Genomic DNA, 25,430 nt, shown 5'->3' with positions numbered 1-25,430 from the left:
GTGCCGGGTGCGGGTGATCATCGCGACCGTGATCGGGCTCGCCGTCGCCGTGCCGGCCGCGGGGGTGGCTCCGGCGCACGCGGATGACGGGCTGGCGATCTGGCCGTCCGAGGTACGGGCCGGGGGATGGCTGACGGTGCGGCTGCGCTGCGGCCCGGACACCGAGACGGGGCGGATCGACGGGCCCGCCTCGTTCGGCGAGATCCCGATCGACGGCTTCGCCGGCGGCCGCTGGGAGGACGACGTGCGCGTCCCGGCCGGCACCCCGCGCGGCCGGCAGCCGGTCTACGGATACTGCGACGGCGAGGCGAGCGGCCAGGACGTCCTCCTGGTGGTCGGCGGGCGCCCGCACGGGGGCGCCCACACGGGGTACGGCGGGGCCGCCCGCCTGTCAGGCGGCGTGGACGTGACGGTGAGCGAGCCCACCACGGGGGAGGGCTCGCTCACCTGGCTGCCGGGCGCCGCGGGATTGTCCCTGGCCGTGGTGGGCGCCGCCGTCTGGACCCGGCGCGGCACCCTGGGACGGCGCGGCACCCCGGGGAGATGGAAGTGGCGGCGGCCGGGCGGAGGCGGCTGACGTGCGGGCAGGCGTCCCGCTGATCCCGCCGGCCGGGGCGGTGCGCCGCCCTCTACGGGCCACGCGGACTCCCCGACCGGACCGGCCGTCTTCCACGGCGTCGCCGGGCTCGAACCCGGCGCGCTGATCAAGGTCGTCCGCGCCGACCGGCGCACGGCCACGTTCCGGGTCGGCTTGGTGGAGACGTTCCCCAAGCGGGAGTTCCCCGCCGACCGCGTCTACGCCGGCACCGGCCCGGCCCAGCTCCGCCTCATCACCTGCGGCGGGGCGTTCGACCCGGTCACCCGGGAGTACGCGGACAACGTGGTGGTGTTCGCCGTGCTGGCCGGCCGTACCGATAAATAAGGTGCGACCGCAACAGGACACCCGATAAGGTCACCGACATGCACTATTACTTCTTCCTCTAAGAGGGGACGGCGCCGAGCCCCCGACTACGCCCGATGCAGGCCCACGATGCGGCCCCGGGCGCGGCGAGGCGCATCCGCCGTCCGTTTCTTTGCGGGGTTTCCACCCCGCCTCTTGGAGGAAGCGTGTCTACCGCTCTTTCCCTGCCCGCCCGCGCACGTGCTCACCTGGCCGCGACCGAGGTCCGCGTCGTCCGCGGCGGCCGGCAGGTGCTCAACGGCGTCACCGTGACCGTCTCCCCTGGCGACCGCCTGGGCGTGGTCGGCGAGAACGGCCGGGGCAAGACCACCCTGCTGCAGGTGCTGGCCGGCGCCCTGGTCCCGGACTCCGGCGAGGTCACCCGCGTCGGCACGGCCGGTGTGGCCGACCAGGAGATGCCCGTCGGTGACGACCGGACCGTCGGCGACCTCATCGACGTCGAACTGGCCGGGGTCCGGCGGGTCCTGGCCGCCTTCGAGGAGGCCACGGCCGCCCTGGCCGAGGGACGGCCCGGCGCCGAGGAGGACTACGCCCGCGCGCTGGCCGACGCCGAATCGCTGGACGCCTGGGAGGCCGACCGGCGCGTCGACGTCTCGCTGGCCGCGCTCGGCGCCGTGGACGACCGCACCCGCCCGCTGGCCGGCCTGTCGGTCGGGCAGCGTTACCGCATCAGGCTGGCCTGCCTGCTCGGGGCCGGGCACGACCTGCTGCTGCTCGACGAGCCGACCAACCATCTCGACGCCGCCGGGCTGGCGTACCTGACCGCCAGGCTGCGCGAGCACCCGGGCGCGGTGGTGCTGGTCAGCCACGACCGGGCGCTGCTGGACGACGTCGTGACGACCGTGCTCGACCTCGACCCGACCCGCGACGGCCTGCCCCGTACCTACGGCGGCGGCTACGCCGGCTACCGCGAGGGCCGCCTGGCCGAGCGTGAACGCTGGGAGTCCGACTACCGCGACCAGCAGAGCGAACGCCGCCGCCTGGCCGACGACCTGTCGGCCGCGCAGAACCGGCTGCAGTCCGGCTGGCGCCCCGACAAGGGCACCGGCAAGCACACCCGCGCGACCCGGGCGCCCGCCCTGGTCCGGGCCGTGCACCGGCGCCAGGAAGCGCTGGAGGCCCAGGTGCTGGACGTGCCCAAGCCGCCGATGCGCTTCCAGGCGCCGCCGCTGCCCGCGCCGACCGGAGTGACGCTGCTGCGCGCCGACGGCGTCGAGGTACGCGACCGGTTGCGCACGCCGCAGTCGCTGCACCTGCGCGCCGGCGAGAGGCTCGTGGTGACCGGTCCCAACGGCGCCGGGAAATCGACGCTGCTGGCCGTACTCGCCGGGGCGCTCGAGCCCGACGCCGGGAGCGTGCAGCGCGGCGGGCGGATCGGGGTGCTGTGGCAGGAGTCGCCGCCGCCGTCGCACCGGCCCGCCTACGAGGTGTTCGAGGCCGCGACCGCACGCCCGGTCAGCCGGGGCGTGCTGGCCGAGCCGGACCGGGTGGGACTGTCCCAGCTCGGCCTGCTGCCCGCCGAGGCCGCGCACAAGCCGGTGCGCGAGCTGTCGATCGGCCAGCAGCGCCGCCTGGACCTGGCCATGCTGCTGGCCGCCCGCCCGCAGGTGGTGATCCTGGACGAGCCGACCAACCACCTGTCGATGGCGCTGGTGGAGGAGCTGACCGAGGCCCTGCGCGCCACGCAGGCGGCCGTCGTGCTGGCCACCCACGATCGCCAGCTCCTGCGCGACCTGTCCGATTGGCCGCGCCTGTCCCTATAGGCGGTGGTTGCGGTCCATGGTGAGCGCGGCGGTCGCGGTCCCTCTGGTACGGCGGAGCCGCGCCCACCCCCACCCGCCGCACGTGGCCGGCCCCCGTCCAGGGGGACGGCCGGCCGGCGTGCGGGGCGGGCCGCCGTGACGAGCGCCCCGCCGGCCGGTTACCTGCGTCTCCACCCCTCTGACCGCCTCCACGGCCGGGCTGGGTCAGGTGTGCAGGGACTGGAAGACCTGGTGCAGCTTTGCCTTGTTCTCGAAGCCGATGCCCGGCAGGTCCGGCAGCCGGATGCGCCCGTTCTCCACGACGGCGTCGTCGGCGAAGCCGCCCGTGGGTTCGAACTCGCCCGGGTAGGACTCGTTCCCGCCGAGCTTGAGCGCGGCCGAGATGTGCAGGGCGAACTGGTGCCCGCCGTGCGGGATGCAGCGCCGGGGCGACCAGCCGCGCCGGCGCAGCATGGCGTGGATGCGCAGGTACTCGGCCAGGCCGTAGCTCAGCACCGGGTCGATCTGGATGATGTCGCGGTCGGGGCGCATGCCCGCGTAGCGCAGCAGGTTGCGGGCGTCTTGGAGGGAGAACAGGTTCTCGCCGGTGGCCAGCGGCCCCGGGTAGTGCTCGGCCAGGGTGGCGTGCAGGGCGTGGTCGAGCGGGTCGCCGGGTTCCTCGTACCAGGCCAGGCCGTAGGGCTCCAGGGCCTTGCCGTACGCCAGCGCGGTGGCGAGGTCGAAGCGGCCGTTGGCGTCCACGGCCAGGCGGGAGCCGTCCACGACGTCGAGGACGGCCTCGACGCGGCGCAGGTCCTCTGTCAGCGACGCGCCGCCGATCTTCATCTTGACGGTGGTGTAGCCGAGGCCGAGGAAGCGCCGCATCTCCTCCTGGAGGTCCTTGAGCGTCTTGCCGGGGGCGTAGTAGCCGCCCGCGGCGTAGACGAAGACGGACTCGTCCGGCTCGCCGAGGGCGTGACGGTCGGACAGCCACCGGTAGAGAGGCTTGTCCTCGATCTTGGCGGCCAGGTCGTGCAGCGCCATGTCCAGGACGCCGATCGCGACGGAGCGTTCGCCGTGGCCGCCGGGCTTCTCGCCGCTGGTCATGACCGGCAGCGCCTTGACCGGGTCGAAGGTGACGCCGTCGCCGGTCAGCAGGTCGTCGGGGTCGGCTTCCAGGAGGCGGGGGGCGATGCGGCGGCGGATGATGTCGCCGGCGCTGTAGCGGCCGTTGGAGCTGAAGCCGTAGCCGGTCAGCGGGCGGCCGTCGCGCATGACGTCGCTGACGATCGCCACGATGGAGCAGTCCATGCGGCTGAAGTCGATGTAGGCGTTGGCGATGGACGAGCTGATCGGGATGGTTCCCTCATGAATGCCGATGATCTGCGGCATGGACCTTCTCCTTGCTCGGGTAGCCGATGGTCTGCTCGAACTTGTCCCGGTCGAGGCCGCCCTCCTCCCAGCGGGCCACGACCACCGCGGCCACGGCGTTGCCGAGCACGTTCGTGACGGCCCTGATCAGGGAGAGGAAGCGGTCGACCGACAGCACCAGGGCCAGGCCGGCGATGGGCACCAGCCGCACGGCCGCCACGGTGTTGGCCAGCGTCACGAACGCCGACCCGGTCACCCCGGCGGTGCCCTTGGACAGCACCAGGAAGACCAGGAACAGCAGGAGCTGGTCGCCGAAGCTGAGCGGCACGCCGTACACCTGGCCGATGAAGACGACGCAGATGGGGATGACCACGGCCACGCCGTCGAGGTTGAAGGAGTAGCCGGTCGGGACGACCAGCCCCACGACCGAGCGCTTGCAGCCGAACTCCTCCAGGCGGGCCATGAGCTGCGGCATGACCGACTCGGACGACGAGGTCCCCAGCACGATGTAGAGCTCGCGGCGCAGGGCGCGGACCAGGCGCAGGTAGGAGAAGCCGGCCATGCGGCACACGGGGACCAGGACGACCAGCATGAAGACGGCCAGCGCGAGGACGGAGACGCCGACGAGCTTCATGAGCGCGGTCAGGGTCTCGGGCCCGTACTTGCCGACGGTGTAGGCGACGGCGCCGAAGGTGCCGATCGGCGCCAGGTACATGATGAAGCGGATCATGCTGAAGAACACCTCGGCCAGGCGCGTGCAGCCGCGGGCGATGGGCTCGCCGACCTCCTGCGGCAGGGCCAGCAGGGCCACGGCGAACAGCACGGCGAAGATCAGCACCTGGAGGACCTCGCCGGTGGCGAAGGAGCCGACGGCGTTGTCGGGGATCATGTGGGTGATCCACTCGGCGAAGGTGCGCTCGGTGCCGCCCTTGACGTAGTCCGTCACGTCCTCCGAGGCGCCGGCGGGTGGGGCGACCCCGGCGCCGGGCTGCAGGAGGTTGACGGCGGCCAGCCCGATGAGCATGCCGATGGTGGTGACGATCTCGAAGTAGATGATCGCCTTCAGCGCGATCCTGCCGACGGACTTCAGGTTGCCGGCCGAGACGATGCCGCTGACCACGACCAGGAACACCACGGGCGCGATGACCAGCTTGATGAGCGCGATGAAGGTGTCGGCCAGGGGCTTGAGCTGGGCGCCGACGTCCGGCCACACCAGCCCGAACACCGCGGCGGCGATGGCCGCGACCAGCACCTGCATGCTGGTGTTGCGTGCTAATGCCCGCATGGCTACCTCACCAGGGTGTCGTGGAGCGCCCCGCGATCGACGTCGAGGCCGAGCCCCGGCTTGCCGGAGATCGAGATCTTCCCCGCCTCGGGCGCGGGGGAGCCGGGGAACAGCTGCTGCCCGACCTGGCCCATGCCGATGTGCCATTCGAGGATCCAGCCGTTCATCAGCCCCGCGAGGGTGTGCATGCTGAACAGCGGCCAGCCGCCGCCGTGCGCGATCGGCAGGTTGTAGATCTGGGCCAGGTGGGCGGCCTTGCGGGCCTCGGTGAAGCCGCCGCAGTAGCAGGGGTTGGGCTGGAGGATGTCCACGGCCCGCCGTTCGACCAGCTCGCGCAGGCGCCAGCGATGGCCTTCCATCTGCCCGGCGGCCAGCGGGATCGAGGTGTGCTCGCGCAGGTCGGCCATGGCGCGGGCGTCGTTCTGGTGCAGCGGCTCCTCGAACCAGGTCAGATGGCAGTCCTCGACCGCGCGGGCCAGGTACTTGGCGTCGGTGGGGGTGAACAGGTAGTTGGCGTCGATCATGAGGTCGATGTCGCCGCCCACCGCCTCGCGCACGGCGCGGATGCGCCGGGCGTCCTCGCGCCAGCCGCCCTTGTCCACGGCGACGACCATCTTCAGCGCGGTGAAGCCGGCCGCCACCTGCAGGCGGGCGGCCTCGGCCAGCTGGTCCTTGTCGTACTGCGGGAAGCCGAACGTCACGTAGACCGGCAGCTGGGTGCGGGCGCCGCCGAGCAGGGAGGCGACCGGGCGGCCCTCGTGCTTGCCGGCGATGTCCCACAGGGCGATGTCCAGCAGGGACAGGGCGCTGGAGACCACGCCGGTCATCGTGCGCGGGTTGAGCTTCTGCCAGACGCGCTGGTGGACGGCTTCGATGTCGCGCGGGTCGAGGTCGAGTACGGCGGGCAGGAAGTGGTGCTCGAGGGCGGCGACGACGGACCTGGCCAGGAAGTGGCCGGTGATCGACACGCCGGTCAGGCCCTCGTCGGTCTCGACCTCGCAGAAGACGAACTCCTTCTGCTCGGCCCTGCCGTATCCGGCGACCCTGCCCTCCAGCAGCGGCACTTCGATGGAGGTGGTGTGCACGCTGGCCCGGATGTCCTTGATCTTCATCTTGCTCCCTCGTTCCGGGGGTGGTTGGGAGGAGCTTCTCTCTCAGAATCGTCAACTGTCAACGATTTGCAATTTGCGGGAAGGTAGGGTAGTGAAGATCCAGTGGGCGATTACACCGACGCGCTCCGGCGCCGCGTGGCCGAGCGCCAGGCCACCTCCCTTCCCCAGCTGATCGTCGAAGAGCTGGAAAACATGATCATCAACGGCGTGCTCAAAGGCGGCGACCGGATCAACGAGTCGGCGCTGGCCATGCGGCTCGGCGTCAGCCGGGGGCCGGTCCGCGAGGCGTGCCGGCAGCTCGAGCGCAGCCGGCTGGCCGAGTTCCGCGCCAACCGCGGCATGTTCGTCAGAGAGATCTCGGTCGAGCAGGCGGCCCAGCTCTACGACATCCGGGCGAGCCTGTTCGGGCTGGCCGGTCGGCTGGCCGCCGAGCGGGCCGGCCAGGGCGACGTGGCCGAGCTGCTGGAGGTGGTCGAGCGGCTGCGGGGGTGCGCCGACATGGATCACTACTATCCGCTGAACGTCGATCTGCACCGGCGGATTGTCGCCTTGTCGGGAAATCCTCGGCTTGTTGAGCTTTATGACGATATTTCGAAGGAATTGCACCTGTTTCGTCGCCATGGCCTGGAGCCTGCGGCGGCCAGGGAGCTCTCCAACGCGCAGCACCGGGAGATCATCGAGCGCATCTCCGCCGGTGACGCCGCCACGGCCGGCCGGCTGATGGAGGAGCACATCCTGGCCGGCAAGGGCCGCATGCTGGGGGGCGGCGCCGCCGTACCCCACAAAGAGTGATTTATCGGCACATGCGGCGCGCGTGGCGCAAAAACGGCTGGGAAGATCCCTCCCGCTCGCCGATCCGTGGGCATAGTGTGAGGTGATGGATCGTCGCATCTTCGGGCTCGAAAATGAGTACGGCGTGACCTGCACGTTCAGGGGCCAGCGCAGGCTGTCCCCGGACGAGGTCGCCCGTTACCTGTTCCGCCGAGTCGTGTCCTGGGGCCGATCGAGCAACGTCTTCCTCCGTAACGGCGCCCGCCTGTATCTGGACGTGGGCAGCCATCCCGAGTACGCCACCCCCGAGTGCGACAACGTCGTCGAACTCGTCACCCACGACAAGGCCGGCGAGCGCATCCTCGAAGGGCTCCTCGTCGACGCCGAGAAACGCCTGCGCGAGGAGGGCATCGCCGGCGACATCTACCTGTTCAAGAACAACACCGACTCCGCCGGCAACTCCTACGGCTGCCACGAGAACTACCTCGTCGGCCGGCACGGCGAGTTCGGCCGCCTGGCCGACGTGCTCATCCCGTTCCTGGTGACCCGGCAGATCATCTGCGGCGCCGGCAAGGTGCTGCAGACCCCGCGCGGCGCCGTCTACTGCGTCTCGCAGCGCGCCGAGCACATCTGGGAGGGCGTCTCCAGCGCCACCACCCGCAGCCGGCCCATCATCAACACCCGCGACGAGCCCCACGCCGACGCCGAGCGTTTCCGCCGCCTGCACGTCATCGTCGGCGACTCGAACATGAGCGAGGCCACGATGCTGCTCAAGGTCGGCGCGACCGACCTGGTGCTGCGCATGATCGAGGCGGGCACGGTGATGCGCGACCTGTCGCTGGAGAACCCGATCCGGGCCATCCGCGAGGTCTCCCACGACATGACCGGCCGCCGGCGGGTACGGCTGGCCAACGGGCGGGAGGCCTCCTCCCTGGAGATCCAGCAGGAATACCTCTCCAAGGCCAAGGACTTCGTCGACCGGCGCGGCGGCGACCCCATCTCCCGGCGGGTGCTGGAGCTGTGGGAGCGCACCCTGCGCGCGGTGGAGACCGGCAACCTCGACCTGGTCAGCCGCGAGATCGACTGGGTGACCAAATACCAGCTCATCGAGCGCTACCGCAAGAAGTACGACCTGCCGCTGTCCTCACCGCGCGTGGCCCAGCTCGACCTGGCCTACCACGACGTGCACCGCAAACGCGGCCTGTTCTACCTGCTGCAAAAGCGCGGCGCGGTGGAACGGGTGACGTCCGACATCCGGATTTTCGAGGCCAAGTCGGTGCCGCCGCAGACCACCCGGGCGCGGCTGCGGGGCGAGTTCATCCGCAAGGCCCAGGAGAAGCGCCGCGACTTCACCGTCGACTGGGTGCACCTCAAACTCAACGACCAGGCGCAGCGCACCGTGCTGTGCAAAGACCCGTTCCGCAGCGTGGACGAGAGGGTGGACAAGCTCATCGCCGGAATGTAGAGGTGCGTTTACCTCGGGCCTACATCGAACTCGGATAGTGTGACGCGAACCTGCCGTCTGTCCCCGAGGATTGTCCATGCGACGCCGCTTGGCCGTACTGGCCGCCGTGCCCTTGATCTTCACCGCCGCCGCCTGCGGGTCCGCCGACAGCGGCGGCGGAACCACATCGGCTGCCGCGTCGTCGGGGGTGAAGGTCGCCGGTGCCGTGAACGCCAAGCCGACCGTGACCTTCCCCTCCGGCACGCCCGCCAAGAAGTCGTCCTTCGAGGTGATCAGCGAGGGCACCGGCCCCGCGGTCAAGAGCGGCGACAAGCTGATGGTCAACCTCACCGTCTACGACTGGGACGGCAAGTCGAACGCCTTCCAGGGCTCGTCCTACGACACCAAGAAGCCGGAGACGATCGCGGTCGACCAGACGCTGCCCAAGGTCCTGCAGGACGGCTTCGTCAAGGTCAAGCACGGCGGCCGCCTGATGGCCGTGATGGCCGACGAGAACAACCCGCCGTCGCAGGTGACCAAGGTCTTCGTCATGGACGTGGTCGGCAGCCCGCCCGCCGCCCTCAAGGCCGCCACCGGCAAGGAGACCGGCGAGACGCTCAAGGGCGTGAAGGTCGTCAACCCGGGCGGCGACAAGGCGCCCACGCTGACCACCAAGACCGACGAGAAGGCGCCCAAGGACCTCGTGGTCAAGACCCTGATCAAGGGCACCGGCAAGCCGGTCGAGGCCACCCAGACGCTCGACGTGCACTACACGGGCAAGATCTGGGGGACCGACAAGGAGTTCGACTCCAGCTGGGCGAGCGGCCAGCCGGCGAACTTCCCGCTGAGCGGGGTCATCCAGGGCTGGCAGAAGGGGCTGACGGGGGTGCCGGTCGGCAGCCGCGTGGTGATGAGCATCCCGCCGGCGATGGGCTACGGGGCGCAGGAGCAGAAGGGCATCCCGGCCAACAGCACGCTCGTGTTCGTGGTGGACGTGCTCTCGGCGTACTGACGCAGGGATCCGGCGGCGCGGTGACATCTCGTGGCCCGGGGCCACGAGATGTCGCTGTGGAGGGACGCCGATGCGGCGGCCGACGGTGTTCGCGCCGGCCTCCTCCCTCGTGCTGACCGCTGTGCTGTCCGCCTGCTCGGCGCCGCGGGACCTCGCCCTGAAGCCGGCGGCCCGTTCGGCGCGCGCCGGCGATCGTCTTCCCCCCGCAGGCCGCCGGAAGGGCTCCAGGTCGGCCGGCTCGCCGAGGGCAGGGCTCCCGGCTGCAGGCGGCGACGTGGCGGTCGTCCACTACTGGACAAGGCGTGGCGCGGGCGGACGGTCGGCAGCCGGGTGTCCCGCCCGGGATCGGGCCCGCCGGCACCCTGGCGTTCGTGGTGGACGTCCTCGCGGCGCACCGGCCGGGAACTTAGACTCACGGCGTGAACGACGACCTCGACGCCCTGGCCCAGCTGCAGGATCCCGTACGGCGGGCGTTGTACGACTACGTGGTGGCCGCGGGCGGCGGGGTCGGCAGGGGGCCGGCGGCGGAGGCGGTCGGGGTGTCGCGGACGCTGGCCGCCCACCACCTGGACAAGCTTGTCGAAGCCGGGCTGCTGACGGCCGGGCTGCGGGCCCAGGAGAAGAAGGGGCCGGGCAGCGGGCGGCCGGCCAAGGTGTATGCGCGGGCCAAGACCGAGCGGGCGGTGAGCCTGCCGCCGCGCGACTACGGGGTGATGGCCTCCCTGCTGGCCGAGGTCGTGGACGTGCTCGGCGCCGGGGAGCGGGCCGAGCGGGCCGCCCGGCGGGCGGGGGAGCGGCTGGGGCGGCTGCACCGGGACGAGCCGGTGGACGGCGTGCTGCGCGAACGCGGCTACGAGCCCTACGCCGAGGACGACGTCCTGCGGATGCGCAACTGCCCCTTCCACGCTCTGTCGGAGGAGCAGCCGGTGCTGGTGTGCGCCATGAACCTGGCGCTGTGCCGGGGAGTGCTGGCGGGCATGGGCGCCGAGCCGGGCCGCGCCGCCCTCGATCCCCGGCCGGGGGAGTGCTGCGTGACCGTGGCTCTCGACCTCGGGGAACCTTCTAAAACAAATGAAGATTGACATAGAAGGCCGGGCATGGTGAGGTAAGACCCATGCACCTGGCACAGATGAACGTCGCCCAGCTCCTGGCCCCCGCCGACGACCCCCGCATCGCCGACTTCATTGACGGCCTGGAGCCCATCAACGCCCTGGCCGACGCCGCCCCCGGATTCGTCTGGCGGATGCAGGCCAACGAGGACGACCCCCGGGAACTGCTGAGCTACGAGCACGACGACTTCCTGGCCACCACCCTGTCGGTCTGGGAGTCCCGGGAAGCCCTGTGGAACTTCGTCTACCGCTCGGCCCACCTGGACTATCTGCGCCGCCGCCGGGAGTGGTTCCACCACATCGCCGAGCCGTACAGCGTGATGTGGTGGATCCCGGAGGGACACCGGCCGACGACGGCGGAGGGGTTTGCGCGCCTGGAGGTCCTCCGGGCCCAGGGGCCCGGCCCGGAGGCGTTCACCTTCAAGGACTTCTACGACGCCGCCGAGGCCACCCCGATGCCCAGGCACATCTCGTCCTGGGTGCCTTCGCCCCAGACCACGTAGCGGGGCGGCAGGTTTCTCAGCAGGGGCAGCTGGGCGCGCAGGGACGCGTCATGGGTGCAGGTGACCCGGATGGTGTCGCCCTTCTTCACCGTCACCGGCTTGGGCAGCGGCTGCAGCGCCTGGTTGTCGAAGTTGTAGTCGGGCACTTCCAGGAGCGTCTGCGCCTTGGCCTTCCCGGGGTTGAGCTCGACCTTGATGGCCCGCCCCAGCAGGTGCATGTGGCCGGCCAGCGCGTGCAGGGTGAAGGTGCCGGGGGAGCGCACGTCGCAGTGCTGGGTGGGGCCGGGCCTGGCCTTGCCGCCGGAGCAGGCCTGGAGAAGGTTGCCCACCTCGGTGGCCGACTCGTCGCCGAAGCGCTTGCCCACGTCGGCCACGGCCGCGCCGCGCTCGCACAGCGGGCCCTTCTCCCGGCCGGTGCAGGGAAGCTCGATGGGGGCGGCGAACAACGTCGTCATCAGCGGGGTGCGGGCGTCGGAGGACACGCGCAGCCGGACGCTCGACTGGTCGCTGCCCGCCGGCTTGCCGTCCAGGGCGAGCGTGCTGTAGTGGACCTGCATGACCAGGGCACTGCCCTTGGGCATCGAGTAGCCGAGCTTCGGATCCAGCAGGACCTCGTCGGCGCCGGGCGCCCAGTGGCCGATCCAGGCCGCCTCGCCGATGCCGGAGTCGCCGAAGCACGTCCAGCCCTCGCCGGGATCCTTGGCGTCGGTCTCGCGCACCTGCGCGATCTGGCCCGGCCCCACCTGGAACAGGATCGCGTGGTGGACCACGTCGGTGTTCTGCGCCGTGAACTGGGTGCCGGTCAGGAAGGCGTCGGCCTCGCCCAGGCCGGGGTCGACGAGGAAGCAGCGGTAGACGTCGGTGCCGCCGTTGGGCGGCACCGGCGTGTAGGCCGCGGGCATCTTGGCGGTCACGAACCGCTCGCCCTCACGCAACGGGGCGGCCGGAGCCGGAGTGGACGAGCCGTGCAGCCCGTGCCCGGCCGGGGAGTCCGTCGCCGACGGCGGCGGCGACGGAGCGGCGGTGGTGCCTGATCCCCGGGCCGGGCCACTCCCACAGGCCGCGAGCAGCATGGCCGCCGCGGCCAGGACGACGCCCGCCCCGATGCGTGTCCTTTTCATGACCCCACGGTCTCGCGCGCAGGCGGTGACCGTCATCACACTCAGGTCTGAACCGTCTCCACCTATGGTCGGAACTCGCGTCTACCCCTGAAGGACCTCATGACTACGCCAAAAGGCGCGCCGCGTGCCGGCCCGCCGCCGCTGACGTGAGGAAATAGGCCGGATCCTCCTCCAGGCCGCGGCCCATCGTCGACAGTTTCACCGGCGCCTCGCCCAGCGCCTCGCGCAGACCGTCCACCGCCACCGGAACCAGTTCGTGGCGTACGGCCAGCGGCGCCGCCTGCTCCTTGACCCGCTCGCCGAACGCCCCGGGCAACTCGGGCACCGGAACCTGCGCGGGCGCCAGCGCCACCCGTCCGTAGGCGGTCAGCGAGTGGTGGGAGACGCCTATGTGCCGCTCGCGTTTGTCGCCCTCGCTGACCCGCAGCGCCGCCACCGGCCGCCCCTCCAGCGCCGCCGCCGCGTTGACCGCCTCGCCCGCCGACACGCCGGAGAACCCCCACCGGGTGCCCGTGCCCAGGTTGCCGGGCCCCTGGGTGACGATCGCCACCTCGGCCCCCAGGACGTGCCGGGCCGCCAGCAGCCCCGTGTGCGTCGTCACCGCCTCCACGTCGCCGCCGAACGCCTGCCCGACCGTCACCACCCCGGCCAGCCAGCCGATCTCCCGCAGCCGGGCGCACGACATCGAGAACCAGGCCGGCAGCGCCCCGCCGTCCTGCATCACGTAGACGGCCCGGGTGCCCGCGCGGCCCGCGTACAGCCCGCACAGGATCGGCGTCAGCGCCGAGTGCAGGTCGGCCGCCACGACCGGCATGCCGTCCAGCGAGTCGGCCTCCCGCAGAAGCTCGTGATACGGCGAGTCCTGCTCGTCGGCGCCCAGCACCGTGGCCTGCAGCGGGGTGTAGCGCGCCTTCACGAGGTGACCCGGGCCCGAGGGATCTTCCGGCAATTTGTTCGGGAGGGCCACCACCATGGCGTAACCTCCCGTACCGAGACCCATCGCGAGTGCCGTCGTGTTGAGCAGCACCTCGTCGCCGGGTTCCGGGTGGCCCACCAGGGGAGGGTAGGCCAGCGCCCGGACCTCACCCTCGGGAACGGCGACGTCGAGCTCCACCGCCCCCGGCCACTCGCGCCGGATCCGCGTCACCTCGCCCTTGCGCCATCTGATCACCAGGGCAGGGTAGCGTCGAACACAAGAGGAGTGAGGCAGATGTCGCGCCGTAAGACAGAGCGGTTGCTCAACCTCGTGATCTGCCTGCTCGCCACGCGCCGCCCGCTGTCGGCCGAGCAGATCCGCCAAGCCGTACCCGGATACGACCGCGACGGGGACGAAGCCTTCCAGCGCATGTTCGAGCGGGACAAGAACGAGCTGCGCGAGATCGGCATCCCCATCGACGTCGTGCGCGACCCCTGGGAGGACGAGCCCGGCTACCGCATCGAGCGCCAGTCCTACGAGCTGCCCGAGATCACCCTCGAGCCCGACGAGGCCGCCGTGCTGGGCCTGGCCGCCCAGGTGTGGCAGCGGGCCAGCCTGGCCGAGGCCGCCTCGGGGGCGCTGCTGAAGCTGCGCGCCGGCGGCGTGGCCACCGACGAGACCGTCGGCGGAGCCCTCGAGCTGCGCGTCGACACCCGCGACCCGGCCTTCCCCGCTCTGTGGGAGGCCGTGCGCGACCGGCGGGTGGTCCGCTTCGACTACCGCAGCGCCGGCAGCGAGAACGTGCGCACCAGGACCGTCGAGCCGTGGGGCGTGGTCAGCAGGCGCGGCCGCTGGTACCTCGCCGGCTTCGACCGCGACCGCGACGCGCCGCGCGCCTTCCGCGTCAGCCGCGTCATGGGGCAGGTCGCCGCCGTCGGGCGCGCGGGCGTGGTCGAGGTCCCGGCCGGGGTGGACCTCCGGGAGATGATCGGGTTCCCGGGGGAGGAGGCCGAGGAGCGCGTGGCCCTCGTCCGGGTACGGCAGGGCGCGGGAGAGGGCCTGCGCCAGCTCGCCACGCTCACCCGGGCGGCGGAGGACGGATGGGACGAGGTGGAGCTGCGCTTCACCGACCCCGAGCGGCTGGCGGGGTGGATCGCCAGCATGGGGTCCGACGTGGTGCTGCTGGACCCGCCGGACGCCCGCGAGGCCGTGATCAGGCGGCTCAAGGGGGCGATGGCGTGAGCGGTGGTCTGACGCCTGCCCGGCTCGCGCCGGGCATGATGGTCACCCCGGCAAGCGGGGACCGGCGGCGCAGGGCCGTACCGGGCGGTGGTCGTGAGGAAGGGGGCTAGGGCGTGAGCGGAAGCGCTGATCGGCTGCCGAGGCTGCTGGCGCTCGTGCCGTACCTGATGTCGCATCCGGGCGCGCAGGTCGGCGAGGTGGCCGAGGTCTTCGGTCTCAGCGAGAAGCAGCTCATCGACGACCTGCAACTGGTCTGGATGTGCGGGCTGCCCGGCCACACCCCGGGCGACCTCATCGACGTCTCCTGGGACGGCGGCGAGATCGTCATCGACAACGCCGACACCATCGCCCGGCCGCTGCGGTTGGGCATCGACGAGGCCAGCGCCCTGCTGGTGGCGCTGCGGATGCTCGGGGCGATGCCGGAGTTCGCCGAGGTGCCGGGCGACGCGCTGCCGCGGGTGGTGGCCAAGCTGGAGCGGGCCGCGGGCGAGGGCGCGGCGGCGGTGAGCAGCCAGGTCGCGGTGGACGTCGACGCGGCCCCCGACGCGCTGCCGCGGGTGCGTGACGCGCTGACCAGGAAGCGCCGGCTGTCGCTGCGCTACTACGTGCCGGGCCGCGACGAGGTGACGCCGCGCGAGGTCGATCCCACCCGGGTGATGGTGGTCGACGGCCGCACGTACATGGAGGGCTGGTGTTACCGCGCCGAGGCGATGCGGCTGTTCCGGCTGGATCGGGTGGTCGGCGTGGACGTCCTCGACGTGCCCGCCGACCCGCCCGCCGACGCCGAGCCCATCGACGTCACCCAGGGCGTCTTCCGCCCCTCGCCCACCGACGAGCTGGTCGAGCTCGAGGTCGGCGCGGCCGGGCGGTGGGTGGCCGAGTACTACCCGGTCGAGGCGGTCACCGAGCTGGGCGAGGGCAGGCTGCGCATCGCGCTGCGCGCCCGCGACGAGGACTGGGTGCTCAAGCTGGCGCTGCGCCTGGGCGACTCCGGCCGCGTCACCGCCCCCGAGGCGATGGCCCAGCGGGTGCGCGCGGAGGCCGAACGCACCCTGGCCCTGTACGCTCACCAGACATGACGTGGATCATCGTGGCGGTCGCGCTGGGGGTGGCCGGCCTCGCGGTGCTGGCGGTCGCCGGGGCGAAAGTCCTGGCCGCGGCACGTGGGCTGAGCAGGGAGCTGTCCGACGCCCACGCCCGGATTTCGCCCGCCGGAGCACGGCTGCACGGTCAAATCGGGATGAACAAGGCCGGGGAGGGATGAGTCTGGGCCCTGGGCAGCGTACGATCGTGGCTGAGACAGCCTCTCATTCTCACTAAGGAAGTCGTCATGCCCTTCGGACCTGAGTGGATCGTCATCATCGTGGTGCTTCTGCTGCTCTTCGGCGGCAAGAAGTTGCCCGACCTCGCTCGCGGTGTGGGCCGATCCTTGCGCATCTTCAAGGCTGAGACCAGCAGCCTCCGCAAGGACGACGACGACGAGAACAAGACCACGGTGGTGCAGGGGCAGACGGTGCCCCAGGGCCAGGCTCAGCCGCAGCCCGCGTCGCCCACCCCGCAGCAGATCCCGCCGGCGTCTCCCCCGCTGGCGCCAGAAGAGCAGGCTCGCCGCCTCGAAGAGGAGGCCGCCCGGCTGCGTGCGAGCGCCCAGGCGGACAAGCAGGCCTGATCCCCCTCCCAGGACAAGGACCCTAGATGGCGCTGCTCAAACGGACGAGGCCCGGGGGCGCGGAAACACCTCCCGACCCCGAGGGGCGTATGCCGCTCATGGATCACCTCCGTGAGCTGCGCAACCGCGTCGTCATCTCCGTACTGGCCCTTGCGGTGGCGACGGTCGTCGGGTTGATCTTCTTCGACCCGGTGTGGAAGTTCATGTCCGAGCCGTACTGCTCGCTCGAGGCATCCAAGGCCGTGCGGCCCGAGTGCACCTTCGCGGTGCGGGGCGTCTTCGAGTCGTTCTTCGTCAACCTCAAGGTCGCGGCGCTGGTCGGCGTGGTCGCCTCGTCTCCGGTGTGGCTGTTCCAGGTGTGGCGGTTCGTCACCCCGGCCCTGTACCGGAACGAGAAGAAGCACACCGTCGTCTTCATGTCGATCGCGATCCCGCTGTTCATCGGCGGCGCCGCCTTCGCCTACTTCCTGATGGACACCGGCCTCGGTTTCCTGCTGAGCTTCATGCCCGCCAGCGCGGTGCCGCTCATCGAGATGGACGAGTACCTCAGCTACTGGGTGATCATGCTGCTGGTGTTCGGCATCTCGTTCGAGGTGCCGCTGCTCATGGTCTTCCTGAACATCATCGGCGTGCTGCCGCGGTCGACGCTGGCCAAGCACCGCCGCATGATCATCTTCTTGCTGTTCGTGTTCAGCGCCGTCATCACGCCCGGCGGCGACATCTTCACGATGCTCGCGCTGAGCGTGCCCATGGTGGTCCTGTTCGGGGTGGCTGAGCTGGTGATGTACATCCGCGAGAGGCGCCTGCCGGCGGAGGATGAGTACACCGGCCTGGACGACGACCAGGAGTCCCCGCTCGACCTGCAAACCTCGGCCGACCTGGACACGCCGGTCGACCTGGAGACCGGCCCCGACTCCCGGTGACCGCCCGCCCCCTTGGCCGCGGCATGGGTGGTGTCCGGGCGGTGCGTCTGTCCGCCCGGGCGACGGTGCTGCATCGGTGACGGGTGAAGGGCCACGCCCCGGGGTGAGGCGGGCCCCCACCGAGGGCCCCTAGTGCGGGCAGTGGCAGCCGTGGCACAGCAGCACGCTCAAGGTGCTGCTGTCGCCGCAGAGGGTGAAGCTGATGCTGCTGTTGCCGGCCACCGCCCTCTCGGCGTCGGCGTCCGGGTTCGTGAGCCGTTGCAGGTCGAGCACGTGAGTCATGCCGATCGTGTCCTTTCTGAGCCGGTGAGGAAGGGCAGAACGGGCGTGCCGTCGAAGGCCGCGCTCAGCGCGGCCAGGATTCCCGCGCTGCCGGTGGCCAGGTCCATGGACAGCCGCATCAGCTGGTCGCCGGGGAAGGCGGCATGCCCCCGGTAGGCCAGCAGATGCCACGACAGGCGGCGCAGGTGCAGGTCGAGGAGCTCCGGGTCACGCGGATGGGCCAGGAAGGCGATGAATCCGGCCCTGCCGTTCATCAGGCCGGAGCCGATGACGAACTCGGCCCGGGCCGCGCGCCGGATCGCGGCCAGGGCGCCGGCGAAGGCCGCGTCCTCCCGGTGGCGCAGGTACTCGGCCAGGACCGTGCCGATGCCCACGCTGCCGGTGGCCAGGTACGGCATCATGCGCCAGCCCTCGTCGACCTGCAGGCTGCCGTCGGGCAGCGTGGCGCAGACGGCGAGGTCCGCACGCAGGGCGGTGGCGGCGTGGCCGAGGAAGACCGGGTCGCCGGTGGCCTCGAACAGCCGCACGTGCAGCAGCGCCTGCCCCGACGGGCCGTAGAGGAGGCCGGGGCGGTAGCGCGCGCTCTCCCACCGCCGGGCCAGTTCCAGACCCGCCGCGACGGCCCGCTCGCGCAGCGACTCGTCCCCGGTACGGCCGGCGAAGTGCAGCAGGTTGAGCCCGGCCCCGGCCAGGCCGTCGTACAGGCCGGCCGGCAGCAGGTCCAGGGAGACGTCCTTCACCTTGCCCAGCACGGCCAGCGCGTCGTCCCGCCTGCCCAGTTCCTCCAGGGTGTAGGCGATGCCGTGCAGGCCGTCGTAGAGGCCGAGGCAACTGTGGTGGCGGCGCTGCCGTACCCCTTCCAGCAGCCACTCCTCGTGCTCGGGCAGGCGCTCGTGGCCGGTCAGGCGCAGCGCGTGCAGGACTCCGGCGGCGCCGTGGGCCAGGCCGAGGCCGTTGGCGGAGAACTGCTCGATGTCGCCGGGGAAGAGCCGGTCGGTGCGCTCGGGGGTGGCCGAGGCGAGGATGGCCCGGCTCAGGGAGGCGCGCAGCGCGGGCCAGTCGAGCGTGCCGGTTTCCGGGGGCGCGGCCAGGTGCGGGTGGTGTTGTCCCGTGCTCAGCTCGCGCACCGGCTCGTCCAGCAGCGCGCGGTCGAGGCCGAACCGCTCCGCGGCGGCGTCCGCCAGCACGGCGGCCTTGCCGGGGGCCAGCGGGAGCAGGGCCGTCAGCGGCAGGAACATGCTCAGATACAGGCACGCCACCGCGTACCGGTCGGCGTCCGCCCCGCCGCGGCCGTCCGGGGCCGCGTACCCGGGTGCGCCCAGGACGGCCGTCGTCCTGTCCCCGGCGAGCGAGGCGACCTCCAGGTCGACGAACCTGATCTGACCGTCCGGCCGCACCAGGATGTTGCGCGGATGCAGGTCGCCGATGGCCACGCCGTACCCGTGCAGGGCGCGGATCGCGGCCGAGACCCGCGCCAGCACGCCGAGCGCCCAGCGGGCGTATGCGGCCACCTCGTGCCCGGCCGGGTCGGCGTGGATCAGGGGATAGGTGCGGGTCATCACGCTGAGCAGGGATTCGCCCTCGATGTACTCCTCGACCAGGAACTCGTGCTCCCAGCACGTGAGGTAGTCATACAACTCGGGCACGGTGCCGGTGCCGCGCAGCCGGTCCAGGAAGGCACGCTCGTGGCGCAGGCGTTGCACGGCGTCGCGCCCGGCGGCGTCCAGACCGGCGAACGGGCGGGCCTCCTTCACCACCACACGCCGGCCGGACCGCAGGTCCTCGGCCAGGTAGACGCCGCCGCCGTTGGAGAAGTGCAGCGGCCGTTCGATGCGGAAGGGGAGCTCGTGCGGGGTGTCGGGCTCGCGGCGGGCCTTCACGCTGGGTTCCAGGAAGGCCGGGACCTCCACCCAGTCCGGTACGGCGAAGCCGGGTTCGCGCCGGTCGGGCACCAGGAGGCCGTCCGGGGTCTCGATGGCCGGCACCCGTTCGCCGCGCTCGTCGAAGCAGTGGCGTTCGGTGAAGCCGCCGTAGCGCACGTACAGAGGGCCGTCCTGCCAGCGGACGTCGGAGAGGATGTAGGGGCCCTTCACGCCGTGGAGCTCGGCGGCCAGGCGGGTCAGGGCCGGTTCCAGCTCGGAGTCCGCCGGGTAGACGGTGATGAGTTTGCCGCTGCCGCCGCGTTCGGCGTTCTTGCCGTTGCGCACGTGGAAGCCGGAGTGGTCGGTCAGGAACTTGAAGGCGATCGTGCGGGGGACGCAGTAGTCCCAGACGGCGTCCACGGCCTTGCCGGCGCTGTCCGCGGTGGCCGAGACGTGGATCTTCCAGCCCTGCCGCGGGAGCGCCCGGCCGGAGGGGGTCAGGGCGGTCCACACGTCGCGGCGCTCCCGGTGCCACCCGGCGGGGACCGGGCGGTCCGGGGCGTAGCGGTGGTGCGCCAGGGGTGAGCGGGACGGCAGGTCGTAGAAGACCGGATCCGTGAAGGAGAACTGTTCGTAGCGCACGATCGCCTCCCGGGGAAGCCCGTCCTCCATCAGACTCCGGCGATCCCGCCCTGTAAACCCGGCAGTTCTGGGTCTACCCGAGTCTGGCCGTGGCCTCGCGCAGGCCGTCTCCGGTCAGGCCGGGCAGCGCCGCCCGCCGTCCCGTGGACAGAAGGAGCAGGCCGGCGACGGGCCCGCGGATGGTGAGCGGCCCGTCGCCCGCGCTCCAGGCGGCGTCGGTGGCGCTCAGGCGGAGGCCGGTGAAGCGCTTGCGGGTGCCGTAGAAGACGCTGCTCCACACGTGGTGCAGCGCGGGCAGCGCCCGGTCGAGGGGCATGGGGTGGTCCCGGCCCAGGGGGCGGGCGATGTCCTGGGCGTGCACCAGGATGTCGGTCAGCGGATCCAGCGCGCCGCTCATCGGGAAGCGGCGCGGCCGGCCGGCGGTCTCCCGGAACTGGGCCACGAGCTCGGCCGGGGAGTACTTCCGGGCGCGCTCTCTGGCCATGTCGCCGGTGACCCGGTCGAAGTCGCCGCGGGCCCGTAGCACGCGCAGTGCCGTACGGGTGAACTCGCGGTCGGCGAGCGTGAGATGGGCGACCACGTCGCGCACGCTCCAGCCCGGGCACAGCGACGGCGCCGCCCACTCGTCGCGGGTGAGCGTGCCGAGGAGGCCGGCCAGGCTGAGTCGTTCGGCTTCCACGTCGGGAACCATGGCTACACGGGGCATGATGCGTCTCCGGATGAGGTTAGGAAGCGGCTTTGATCAGGGGTGGTGCGACTGTGGCCACGAGGAGCGCCAGCGCCGCCGGGATCAGCAGGGCGAGGGGGAGCGTGGCCGTGGTCGCGACGTAGCCGATGAGGGCGGGCCCGATCAGGCCGCCGCCGTAGCTGACGGTCGTGACCGCGGACAGGCGGCGGGCGGCCCCGTCTGAGGCGCCCAGGAGACTCGCCACGATCGGCCACACCACGGCCATGCCGGCGCCGGCCAGCGCCCAGCCGGCCACGGCGCAGGCCACCGCCGCGCTCGCCCCGTTCGCCGCGTTCGCCGCGTTCGCCGCGGGCAGGAAGCCCGACAGGAGGACGAGGGCGTAGCCCGCGGTGGCGGTCGTGCCGGCCAGCAGGATGGTGGTGACGACGCCGAGCGCGGTCCGTACGGCGTCGCCGACGAAGCGCACCGCCGTCATCGCCACGAAGAAGACGGTGTACACCAGCGACCCGGTGGCCGGGTCGGCGCCCAGGACGCGGGTCGCGTGCACCCCGGCCCAGTCGGTGGCGGCGCCCTCGGTGACGAAGGCCGCCGCGCCGATCACCCCCAGCATCACCATGACCCACGGCCGCCCCACCCGCGGGCCGTCCCGGCCCTTCCGGTCGGATTGGCCAGGAAGATCGTGGTGGCCGGTCTGGCCGGTCTGGCCGGTCTGGCCGGTCTGGCTGGGTTGGCCGGGCTGGCTGGGTTGGCCGGGCTGGGCGGCGTGGGCGGCGTGGGGGACATATCCGGATCGGTGGGGGTTTCCGGGTGGGGTGGGTTTGCCGGCGGCCAAGGCGAGGGCCATGGCGAGGGCCAAGGTGGCGGCGCCCGCGGCCATGAGCAGGCGCACGTCCGCGCCGGCGCGCAACGACGCCGTGATGGCCGCGCCGCCCGCCACCGCCCCGAGCGTCCACGTGCCGTGCACCGTCGCCATGACCGGCCGGCCCAGCGCCCGTTCGGCGGCCGCCGCCTGGACGCTCAGGGCCACGTTGAGCAGCCCGAACAGAACCCCCAGCACCACGGCGGCGGCCACCAGCGCCTCCGGTCCGGTGGCCAGCGCCGGGCCCGCCAGGGCCAGGGCCGCCGCCGGAGCGCAGGCCCGCAGCAGGCGCTGCCCGCCCCACCGGTCGGCCAGCCACCCGGCCACCGGCATGGCCACGAGCGCGCCGGCGGCCAGGGCCATGAGCAGCCCGCCGAGTCGCCCCGGCCCGAGTTCCAGGCGCGCGTCGGTGGCGGGGAGCGTGGCGCCCCAGACCGCGTTCACGACGCCGGTCAGCCCGTAGGCAAGCATGATCGTTCCTCGTCCGGCCATGCCCCGATCCTGGTGGCGGCCCCGGCCCGGGGTCCAACACCTGTTCGAACGCGATTCACGCGTCGGCTGTGTTAATCGGGTAGGAAGAGGGTGTGCCAGACGACGTGGAAATCCGGCTCCTTCGCCACTACGTGACCGTCGCCGACGAGCTTCACTTCAGCCGCGCCGCCCAGCGCCTGTTCGTGGCGCAGCAGGCGCTCAGCCGCGACGTCCGGCGGCTGGAGGACCGGGTCGGCCGCCGCCTGCTGGAACGCACGACCCGCAAGGTCACGCTCACCCCGGAGGGCAGGCTCCTGCTGACCCGGGCACGGGAGATCCTCGCGCTGTACGACACGACGATGCTGGAGCTGCGCGGCCAGCCCCGGTCGCTGACCGTCGACGTCGTGGGCGCCGGCCTCACCCCGGCGCTGGTCCTGGCCGCCGCCCGCGGGCACGCGCCCGGCGTGGAGTTCTTCGCCCGCTTCCACACCGGCACGGAGACGGCCGCCTCGCTGCTCCTGGACGGCCGCCTGGACGTGACGTTCGGCCGCAGCCCCGGCCTCCTCGACGGCGTACGGCAGCGCCCGGTCCGCCACGAGCGGGTCGCGGTCCTGGTCCCCGAGCGGCACCGGCTCGCCGGGCTGCCCGCCGTACCTCTGGAGTCGTTGCGGGACACGAGCCCGTGCATCCGCGCGGGCGACCACGCCACGCCCGGGTGGGAACACGCGGTGCTGCAGCTTCTCGCGCCCTTCGGCGTCGACCCCGGCCTGGCCCATCCGCACGTGCGGGGCGGCGACGAGCTCGCCCAGCACATCCGCGACCGCGACGCCCCCATCCTCACCCTGGCCACCCAGCCGGCCATCCCCGGCGCGGTGCTGCGGCCCCTCGTGGACCCGGTCGCGATCTTCCCCTGGGTGATGATCTGGCGCACGGACGGCGAGCACCCCGGGCTGCGCGCCCTGCACCGGGCCCTGGACGATCTGGCCGAGGCCGGCGACTGGCTCACGGCGCCCGCCGGGGCCTGGTTCCCCGAACCGGAGGCGAGCCAGTCCGCCTAGCCTTCGGGAGCGGGCGGGATGCGGGCGGCGATCTGCTCGCGGGCGTGCTCGCACTCGGCGAAGCTGTGCGGGCAGGCCAGCGCGTGCTCGATGAGGGTCTTGGCCGCCTGCGCCTGCGCGATGCGATGTTCCAGCTCCCGCACGTGCTCCTGAAGGAGCGGGCGGTGCCGCATCGGGTTGTGTGGCGCCGACAGCAGCATCCGCAGCTGCCCCAGCGTGAACCCGGCCTCCTTGCCCATGAGGATGACCGCCACCCGCTCGAGGTCGGTCTGCTCGTAGGTGCGCTGGCCGCCCGTCTGCCGCGCGGGTTCCAGCAGGCCCATGGTCTCCCAATGCCGCAGCACGTGGGTGGCCAGGCCGAACCGCTCGGCCAGTTCCCCGATGGTGATCCGCTCGCGTGACTTCATGTTCACATTAACCTGCACGGCGGCGGGCGCGCTCAAGCGATCCGCCGCGATCCCCGCCCCGGCTCTCTCCGCCCCCGTGCGAGGGAGCCGGGGCGGGGACTCAGGCGCCGCCCCAGCCGACCCCGTCGGAAAAGGTGTGCATGTGTCGCCCTCCTTCATGAGAGATGCCGGACGGAGTCGATCCTTCCTCTGAGCCGGGTAGTTTGGCGGGCGCCGGTGTTGCGCAAGAAAGGCAGCAACATCCGCAATGGCCCGGGCATCCGTAGGAGGCAGGCGTGGCGCGCGGAGGACGGAAGGACCGCCCCATCGACCGGACGGCGGGACCGGTGGCCGAGCTGATCGACGACCTCCGGCGGCTGCGCGGGCAGCTGTCGCTGGAAGAGGTGGGCCGCCGCATGGGCTACCACTCCAGTACGGTCTCCCGGAGGCTGAGCCCGGAGGAGTTGCCCCCGCTCGACTTCGTGACGGCGTACGTGACGGCCTGCGGGCAGGAGCCGGGGCCGTGGGAGGAGCAGTGGCGGCAGGCCGAGGCGGCGCAGAGCCGGGAACAGCCGGAGGATCCGCCGGCACCGCGCCGTCGCCGATGGTGGGCCTACGCCCTGGCGCCGGCCGTCCTGCTGGTGGCGGGCGTGGTGTGGCTGGCGACGGTGGATCGCACCCCGCAGGCCACGGCGGCCCCTCCGCCGGAGCCGGTGGCCGGGCAGGGGTTCCGCTGGACGATCGAGCACCTGACCGTGCGGCTGCCGTCGCGCCGCTGGACTATGGCGGAACCGGGCAACGTGGAGATCTGGGCGAACATGTCCTGCCCGCGGGGCGTCACCTCCTACGCGATCGCCCTGCAGCCGGGCGGCGAGCGGGTCGGGTACGACTGCGGCCGCTGGCAGCGCTACACCTGGACCGGGGTGGCGCCCGGGATGCACCACTTCGAGGTGACCAAGAGCGACGACGGGCAGGTGATCATGGGCGAGGGCCTGGTGAGTTCGACCACGAAGGTGGTCGAGGTGCCCAGGCCCACACCCAGTGGCTGATCTGGCACCCTTCCCGGATCCCCGATAGGTTCCGGGAATGTCCTCGCATCTCGCCCTGCTCGTCAATCCGGCCGCCCGCGGGGGCCGGACGCTGCGCCTGCTGGAGCCGGTGGTGCGCCGCCTGCGCGACGGGGGCGCCGAGGTGTCGGTGATCGTCGGCGACGACGCCGCCGACGCCCTGGAGCGAGCGTGTACGGCTGCCGCCGAACGCCCGGACGCGCTGGTGGCCTTCGGCGGCGACGGGCTGGTGCACCTGGCGGTGCAGGCGGTGGCGGGGACCGGCGTGCCGCTCGGGATCATCCCGGCGGGAACCGGCAACGACATCGCCGCCGCCTACGGGCTGCCGGTCAAGGACCAGCTGGCCGCGGCCGACACGGTGCTGCGCCTGCGCGCGAGGGCCGTGGACGCCGCCTGGATCGAGCGGGCGGGCGCGGACGGGGAGTGGTTCGCCGGCGTGGTGTGCTGCGGCTTCGACTCGCGGGTCAACGAGCGGGCCAACCGGCTGACCTGGCCGCCCGGCATGGCGAAGTACCTGGTGGCGCTGGCCGCGGAACTGCGCGCGTTCCGGCCGATCCCGTTCCGGGTGACGCTGGACGGCGAGGAGACGCTGGAGCGCGAGGCGATGCTGGTCTCGGTGGCCAACACCGGCACCTACGGCGCGGGCATGCGCATCAGCCCGGACGCCCGGCCCGACGACGGCCTTCTGGACGTCGTGGTGCTGGGCGCGGTGCCCAAGGCGGAGTTCGTGCGGGTCTTCCCGCGGGTGTACAAGGGGACGCACGTCCGGCACCCGGCGGTCTCGGTCCACCGGGTGCGCGAGGTCAGGGTGGAGGCGCCGGACGTGGTGGCCTACGCCGACGGCGAGCGGGTCGGGGCGGCGCCGGTGACCTGCCGGGTCGAGCCGGGCGCCCTGACGGTTCTCAGCTAGAGCCCGGGATTCGCCCTGTTTGAG

The 25,430-nt window shown here is 72.3% G+C and carries 25 protein-coding genes and 1 pseudogene; 16 read left to right on the top strand and 10 right to left on the bottom strand.

The features are described from left to right. Positions 1 to 7 precede the first annotated feature (7 nt). From FVE25_RS14885 to FVE25_RS14875, 3 genes and pseudogenes are all read left to right on the top strand, one after another. The gene (locus FVE25_RS14885; protein WP_157247345.1) at positions 8 to 577 is read left to right on the top strand and encodes a hypothetical protein; all 570 of its coding nucleotides are present in this window, start codon (positions 8 to 10) and stop codon (positions 575 to 577) included. A 54-nt stretch (positions 578 to 631) separates the two neighbouring features. After that, positions 632 to 922, top strand: a pseudogene (locus FVE25_RS14880) (sortase domain-containing protein); the annotation flags it as partial. A gap of 185 nt (positions 923 to 1,107) precedes the next feature. Next, a complete protein-coding gene (locus tag FVE25_RS14875) occupies positions 1,108 to 2,724 on the top strand; it encodes an ABC-F family ATP-binding cassette domain-containing protein (protein WP_246267030.1) in 1,617 nt (538 codons plus the stop codon). A gap of 204 nt (positions 2,725 to 2,928) precedes the next feature. On the opposite strand, the gene FVE25_RS14870 is transcribed toward FVE25_RS14875, so the two are convergent. The 3 genes from FVE25_RS14870 to FVE25_RS14860 are packed head-to-tail and all read right to left on the bottom strand — an operon-like array spanning position 2,929 to position 6,471. After that, a complete protein-coding gene (locus FVE25_RS14870) occupies positions 2,929 to 4,095 on the bottom strand; it encodes a mandelate racemase/muconate lactonizing enzyme family protein (RefSeq protein ID WP_157247341.1) in 1,167 nt (388 codons plus the stop codon). After that, positions 4,070 to 5,359 (bottom strand): cation:dicarboxylate symporter family transporter, encoded by a 1,290-nt coding sequence (locus tag FVE25_RS14865; RefSeq protein ID WP_157247339.1) that lies wholly within the window; start codon positions 5,357 to 5,359, stop codon positions 4,070 to 4,072. The genes FVE25_RS14870 and FVE25_RS14865 overlap by 26 nt, the downstream gene beginning before the upstream one ends. 2 nt (positions 5,360 to 5,361) lie before the next feature. Continuing rightward, positions 5,362 to 6,471 (bottom strand): mandelate racemase/muconate lactonizing enzyme family protein, encoded by a 1,110-nt coding sequence (locus tag FVE25_RS14860; RefSeq protein ID WP_157247337.1) that lies wholly within the window; start codon positions 6,469 to 6,471, stop codon positions 5,362 to 5,364. Positions 6,472 to 6,573: 102 nt separating this feature from the next. On the opposite strand from FVE25_RS14860, the gene FVE25_RS14855 reads away from it, so the two are divergent. The 5 genes from FVE25_RS14855 to FVE25_RS14835 all read left to right on the top strand — a co-directional run bounded on the left by FVE25_RS14855 (position 6,574) and on the right by FVE25_RS14835 (position 11,310). Further along, positions 6,574 to 7,263: a GntR family transcriptional regulator gene (locus FVE25_RS14855; protein ID WP_219825502.1), complete on the top strand. Its 690-nt coding sequence runs from the start codon at positions 6,574 to 6,576 to the stop codon at positions 7,261 to 7,263. 85 nt (positions 7,264 to 7,348) lie between these two features. Further along, complete coding sequence (gene pafA, locus FVE25_RS14850) at positions 7,349 to 8,707, top strand: Pup--protein ligase (RefSeq protein WP_157247335.1); 1,359 nt, start codon at positions 7,349 to 7,351, stop codon at positions 8,705 to 8,707. 76 nt (positions 8,708 to 8,783) lie between these two features. Next, on the top strand, positions 8,784 to 9,698 hold the full coding sequence (locus tag FVE25_RS14845) for an FKBP-type peptidyl-prolyl cis-trans isomerase (RefSeq protein ID WP_157247333.1): 915 nt from the start codon (positions 8,784 to 8,786) through the stop codon (positions 9,696 to 9,698). A gap of 419 nt (positions 9,699 to 10,117) precedes the next feature. Then, complete coding sequence (locus tag FVE25_RS14840) at positions 10,118 to 10,780, top strand: helix-turn-helix transcriptional regulator (RefSeq protein WP_219825501.1); 663 nt, start codon at positions 10,118 to 10,120, stop codon at positions 10,778 to 10,780. Positions 10,781 to 10,812: 32 nt separating this feature from the next. After that, the gene (locus FVE25_RS14835; protein WP_157247331.1) at positions 10,813 to 11,310 is read left to right on the top strand and encodes a DUF3291 domain-containing protein; all 498 of its coding nucleotides are present in this window, start codon (positions 10,813 to 10,815) and stop codon (positions 11,308 to 11,310) included. On the opposite strand, the gene FVE25_RS14830 is transcribed toward FVE25_RS14835, so the two are convergent. Further along, the gene (locus tag FVE25_RS14830; RefSeq protein ID WP_246267028.1) at positions 11,238 to 12,431 is read right to left on the bottom strand and encodes a monooxygenase; all 1,194 of its coding nucleotides are present in this window, start codon (positions 12,429 to 12,431) and stop codon (positions 11,238 to 11,240) included. The genes FVE25_RS14835 and FVE25_RS14830 overlap by 73 nt on opposite strands. Positions 12,432 to 12,534: 103 nt before the next feature. Further along, positions 12,535 to 13,602 carry a DUF3866 family protein gene (locus tag FVE25_RS14825; protein ID WP_157247329.1) on the bottom strand — a complete coding sequence of 356 codons (1,068 nt, stop codon included), beginning with the start codon at positions 13,600 to 13,602 and terminating at the stop codon, positions 12,535 to 12,537. A 39-nt stretch (positions 13,603 to 13,641) separates the two neighbouring features. Here FVE25_RS14825 and FVE25_RS14820 point away from each other — a divergent pair, with 39 nt between their 5' ends. From FVE25_RS14820 to tatC, 5 genes are all read left to right on the top strand, one after another. Next, positions 13,642 to 14,589 (top strand): helix-turn-helix transcriptional regulator, encoded by a 948-nt coding sequence (locus tag FVE25_RS14820; protein WP_157247327.1) that lies wholly within the window; start codon positions 13,642 to 13,644, stop codon positions 14,587 to 14,589. Positions 14,590 to 14,702: 113 nt separating this feature from the next. Further along, on the top strand, positions 14,703 to 15,668 hold the full coding sequence (locus FVE25_RS14815) for a helix-turn-helix transcriptional regulator (RefSeq protein ID WP_246267026.1): 966 nt from the start codon (positions 14,703 to 14,705) through the stop codon (positions 15,666 to 15,668). Beyond that, positions 15,665 to 15,853: a hypothetical protein gene (locus FVE25_RS14810; RefSeq protein WP_157247325.1), complete on the top strand. Its 189-nt coding sequence runs from the start codon at positions 15,665 to 15,667 to the stop codon at positions 15,851 to 15,853. The genes FVE25_RS14815 and FVE25_RS14810 overlap by 4 nt, the downstream gene beginning before the upstream one ends. Before the next feature lie 66 nt (positions 15,854 to 15,919). After that, a complete protein-coding gene (gene tatA, locus FVE25_RS14805; protein ID WP_157247323.1) occupies positions 15,920 to 16,258 on the top strand; it encodes a Sec-independent protein translocase subunit TatA in 339 nt (112 codons plus the stop codon). A 98-nt stretch (positions 16,259 to 16,356) separates the two neighbouring features. Next, a complete protein-coding gene (gene tatC / locus FVE25_RS14800; RefSeq protein ID WP_343046140.1) occupies positions 16,357 to 17,181 on the top strand; it encodes a twin-arginine translocase subunit TatC in 825 nt (274 codons plus the stop codon). Between the two features lie 129 nt (positions 17,182 to 17,310). On the opposite strand, the gene FVE25_RS14795 is transcribed toward tatC, so the two are convergent. Genes FVE25_RS14795 through FVE25_RS14780 form a run of 4 tightly spaced genes read right to left on the bottom strand, consistent with a single transcriptional unit; the run spans position 17,311 to position 22,006 of the window. Then, complete coding sequence (locus FVE25_RS14795) at positions 17,311 to 17,463, bottom strand: class III lanthipeptide (RefSeq protein WP_157247321.1); 153 nt, start codon at positions 17,461 to 17,463, stop codon at positions 17,311 to 17,313. Beyond that, on the bottom strand, positions 17,460 to 19,997 hold the full coding sequence (gene lanKC / locus FVE25_RS14790) for a class III lanthionine synthetase LanKC (protein ID WP_157247319.1): 2,538 nt from the start codon (positions 19,995 to 19,997) through the stop codon (positions 17,460 to 17,462). Before lanKC ends, FVE25_RS14795 begins: the two co-directional genes overlap by 4 nt. A 43-nt stretch (positions 19,998 to 20,040) precedes the next feature. Then, a complete protein-coding gene (locus FVE25_RS14785; RefSeq protein WP_219825500.1) occupies positions 20,041 to 20,646 on the bottom strand; it encodes a maleylpyruvate isomerase family mycothiol-dependent enzyme in 606 nt (201 codons plus the stop codon). A 46-nt stretch (positions 20,647 to 20,692) separates the two neighbouring features. Continuing rightward, positions 20,693 to 22,006, bottom strand: coding sequence for an MFS transporter (locus tag FVE25_RS14780; protein ID WP_157247315.1), 1,314 nt, complete (start codon positions 22,004 to 22,006; stop codon positions 20,693 to 20,695). A 104-nt stretch (positions 22,007 to 22,110) separates the two neighbouring features. Between FVE25_RS14780 and FVE25_RS14775 the strand changes: the two genes are divergently transcribed. Continuing rightward, on the top strand, positions 22,111 to 23,043 hold the full coding sequence (locus tag FVE25_RS14775; protein ID WP_219825499.1) for a LysR family transcriptional regulator: 933 nt from the start codon (positions 22,111 to 22,113) through the stop codon (positions 23,041 to 23,043). Here FVE25_RS14775 and FVE25_RS14770 read toward each other — a convergent pair. Continuing rightward, on the bottom strand, positions 23,040 to 23,450 hold the full coding sequence (locus FVE25_RS14770; protein ID WP_157247311.1) for a MerR family transcriptional regulator: 411 nt from the start codon (positions 23,448 to 23,450) through the stop codon (positions 23,040 to 23,042). The genes FVE25_RS14775 and FVE25_RS14770 overlap by 4 nt on opposite strands. A gap of 275 nt (positions 23,451 to 23,725) precedes the next feature. Here FVE25_RS14770 and FVE25_RS14765 point away from each other — a divergent pair, with 275 nt between their 5' ends. Together FVE25_RS14765 and FVE25_RS14760 are read left to right on the top strand one after the other, a co-directional pair. After that, positions 23,726 to 24,478: a helix-turn-helix domain-containing protein gene (locus FVE25_RS14765; protein ID WP_157247309.1), complete on the top strand. Its 753-nt coding sequence runs from the start codon at positions 23,726 to 23,728 to the stop codon at positions 24,476 to 24,478. Positions 24,479 to 24,515: 37 nt separating this feature from the next. Then, on the top strand, positions 24,516 to 25,406 hold the full coding sequence (locus tag FVE25_RS14760) for a diacylglycerol/lipid kinase family protein (RefSeq protein ID WP_157247307.1): 891 nt from the start codon (positions 24,516 to 24,518) through the stop codon (positions 25,404 to 25,406). The last annotated feature ends 24 nt before the right edge of the window (positions 25,407 to 25,430 follow it).

The sequence above is a fragment of the Nonomuraea typhae genome (genome assembly GCF_009760925.1).
GTDB lineage: Bacteria > Actinomycetota > Actinomycetes > Streptosporangiales > Streptosporangiaceae > Nonomuraea > Nonomuraea typhae.
The sequence above is the reverse complement of the archived record's forward strand: the minus strand, read 5'-3'. Positions and strand labels throughout refer to the sequence as shown.

Coding starts and splice junctions, on each gene's coding strand:
- FVE25_RS14780 (WP_157247315.1), bottom strand. CDS start 22,006: ATGGCCGGACGAGGAACGATCATGCTTGCCTACGGGCTGACCGGCGTC.
- FVE25_RS14770 (WP_157247311.1), bottom strand. CDS start 23,450: ATGAAGTCACGCGAGCGGATCACCATCGGGGAACTGGCCGAGCGGTTC.
- tatA (WP_157247323.1), top strand. CDS start 15,920: ATGCCCTTCGGACCTGAGTGGATCGTCATCATCGTGGTGCTTCTGCTG.
- lanKC (WP_157247319.1), bottom strand. CDS start 19,997: ATGGAGGACGGGCTTCCCCGGGAGGCGATCGTGCGCTACGAACAGTTC.
- FVE25_RS14860 (WP_157247337.1), bottom strand. CDS start 6,471: ATGAAGATCAAGGACATCCGGGCCAGCGTGCACACCACCTCCATCGAA.
- tatC (WP_343046140.1), top strand. CDS start 16,357: ATGGATCACCTCCGTGAGCTGCGCAACCGCGTCGTCATCTCCGTACTG.
- FVE25_RS14835 (WP_157247331.1), top strand. CDS start 10,813: ATGCACCTGGCACAGATGAACGTCGCCCAGCTCCTGGCCCCCGCCGAC.
- FVE25_RS14845 (WP_157247333.1), top strand. CDS start 8,784: ATGCGACGCCGCTTGGCCGTACTGGCCGCCGTGCCCTTGATCTTCACC.
- pafA (WP_157247335.1), top strand. CDS start 7,349: ATGGATCGTCGCATCTTCGGGCTCGAAAATGAGTACGGCGTGACCTGC.
- FVE25_RS14810 (WP_157247325.1), top strand. CDS start 15,665: ATGACGTGGATCATCGTGGCGGTCGCGCTGGGGGTGGCCGGCCTCGCG.
- FVE25_RS14870 (WP_157247341.1), bottom strand. CDS start 4,095: ATGCCGCAGATCATCGGCATTCATGAGGGAACCATCCCGATCAGCTCG.
- FVE25_RS14795 (WP_157247321.1), bottom strand. CDS start 17,463: ATGACTCACGTGCTCGACCTGCAACGGCTCACGAACCCGGACGCCGAC.
- FVE25_RS14820 (WP_157247327.1), top strand. CDS start 13,642: ATGTCGCGCCGTAAGACAGAGCGGTTGCTCAACCTCGTGATCTGCCTG.
- FVE25_RS14830 (WP_246267028.1), bottom strand. CDS start 12,431: ATGAAAAGGACACGCATCGGGGCGGGCGTCGTCCTGGCCGCGGCGGCC.
- FVE25_RS14865 (WP_157247339.1), bottom strand. CDS start 5,359: ATGCGGGCATTAGCACGCAACACCAGCATGCAGGTGCTGGTCGCGGCC.
- FVE25_RS14760 (WP_157247307.1), top strand. CDS start 24,516: ATGTCCTCGCATCTCGCCCTGCTCGTCAATCCGGCCGCCCGCGGGGGC.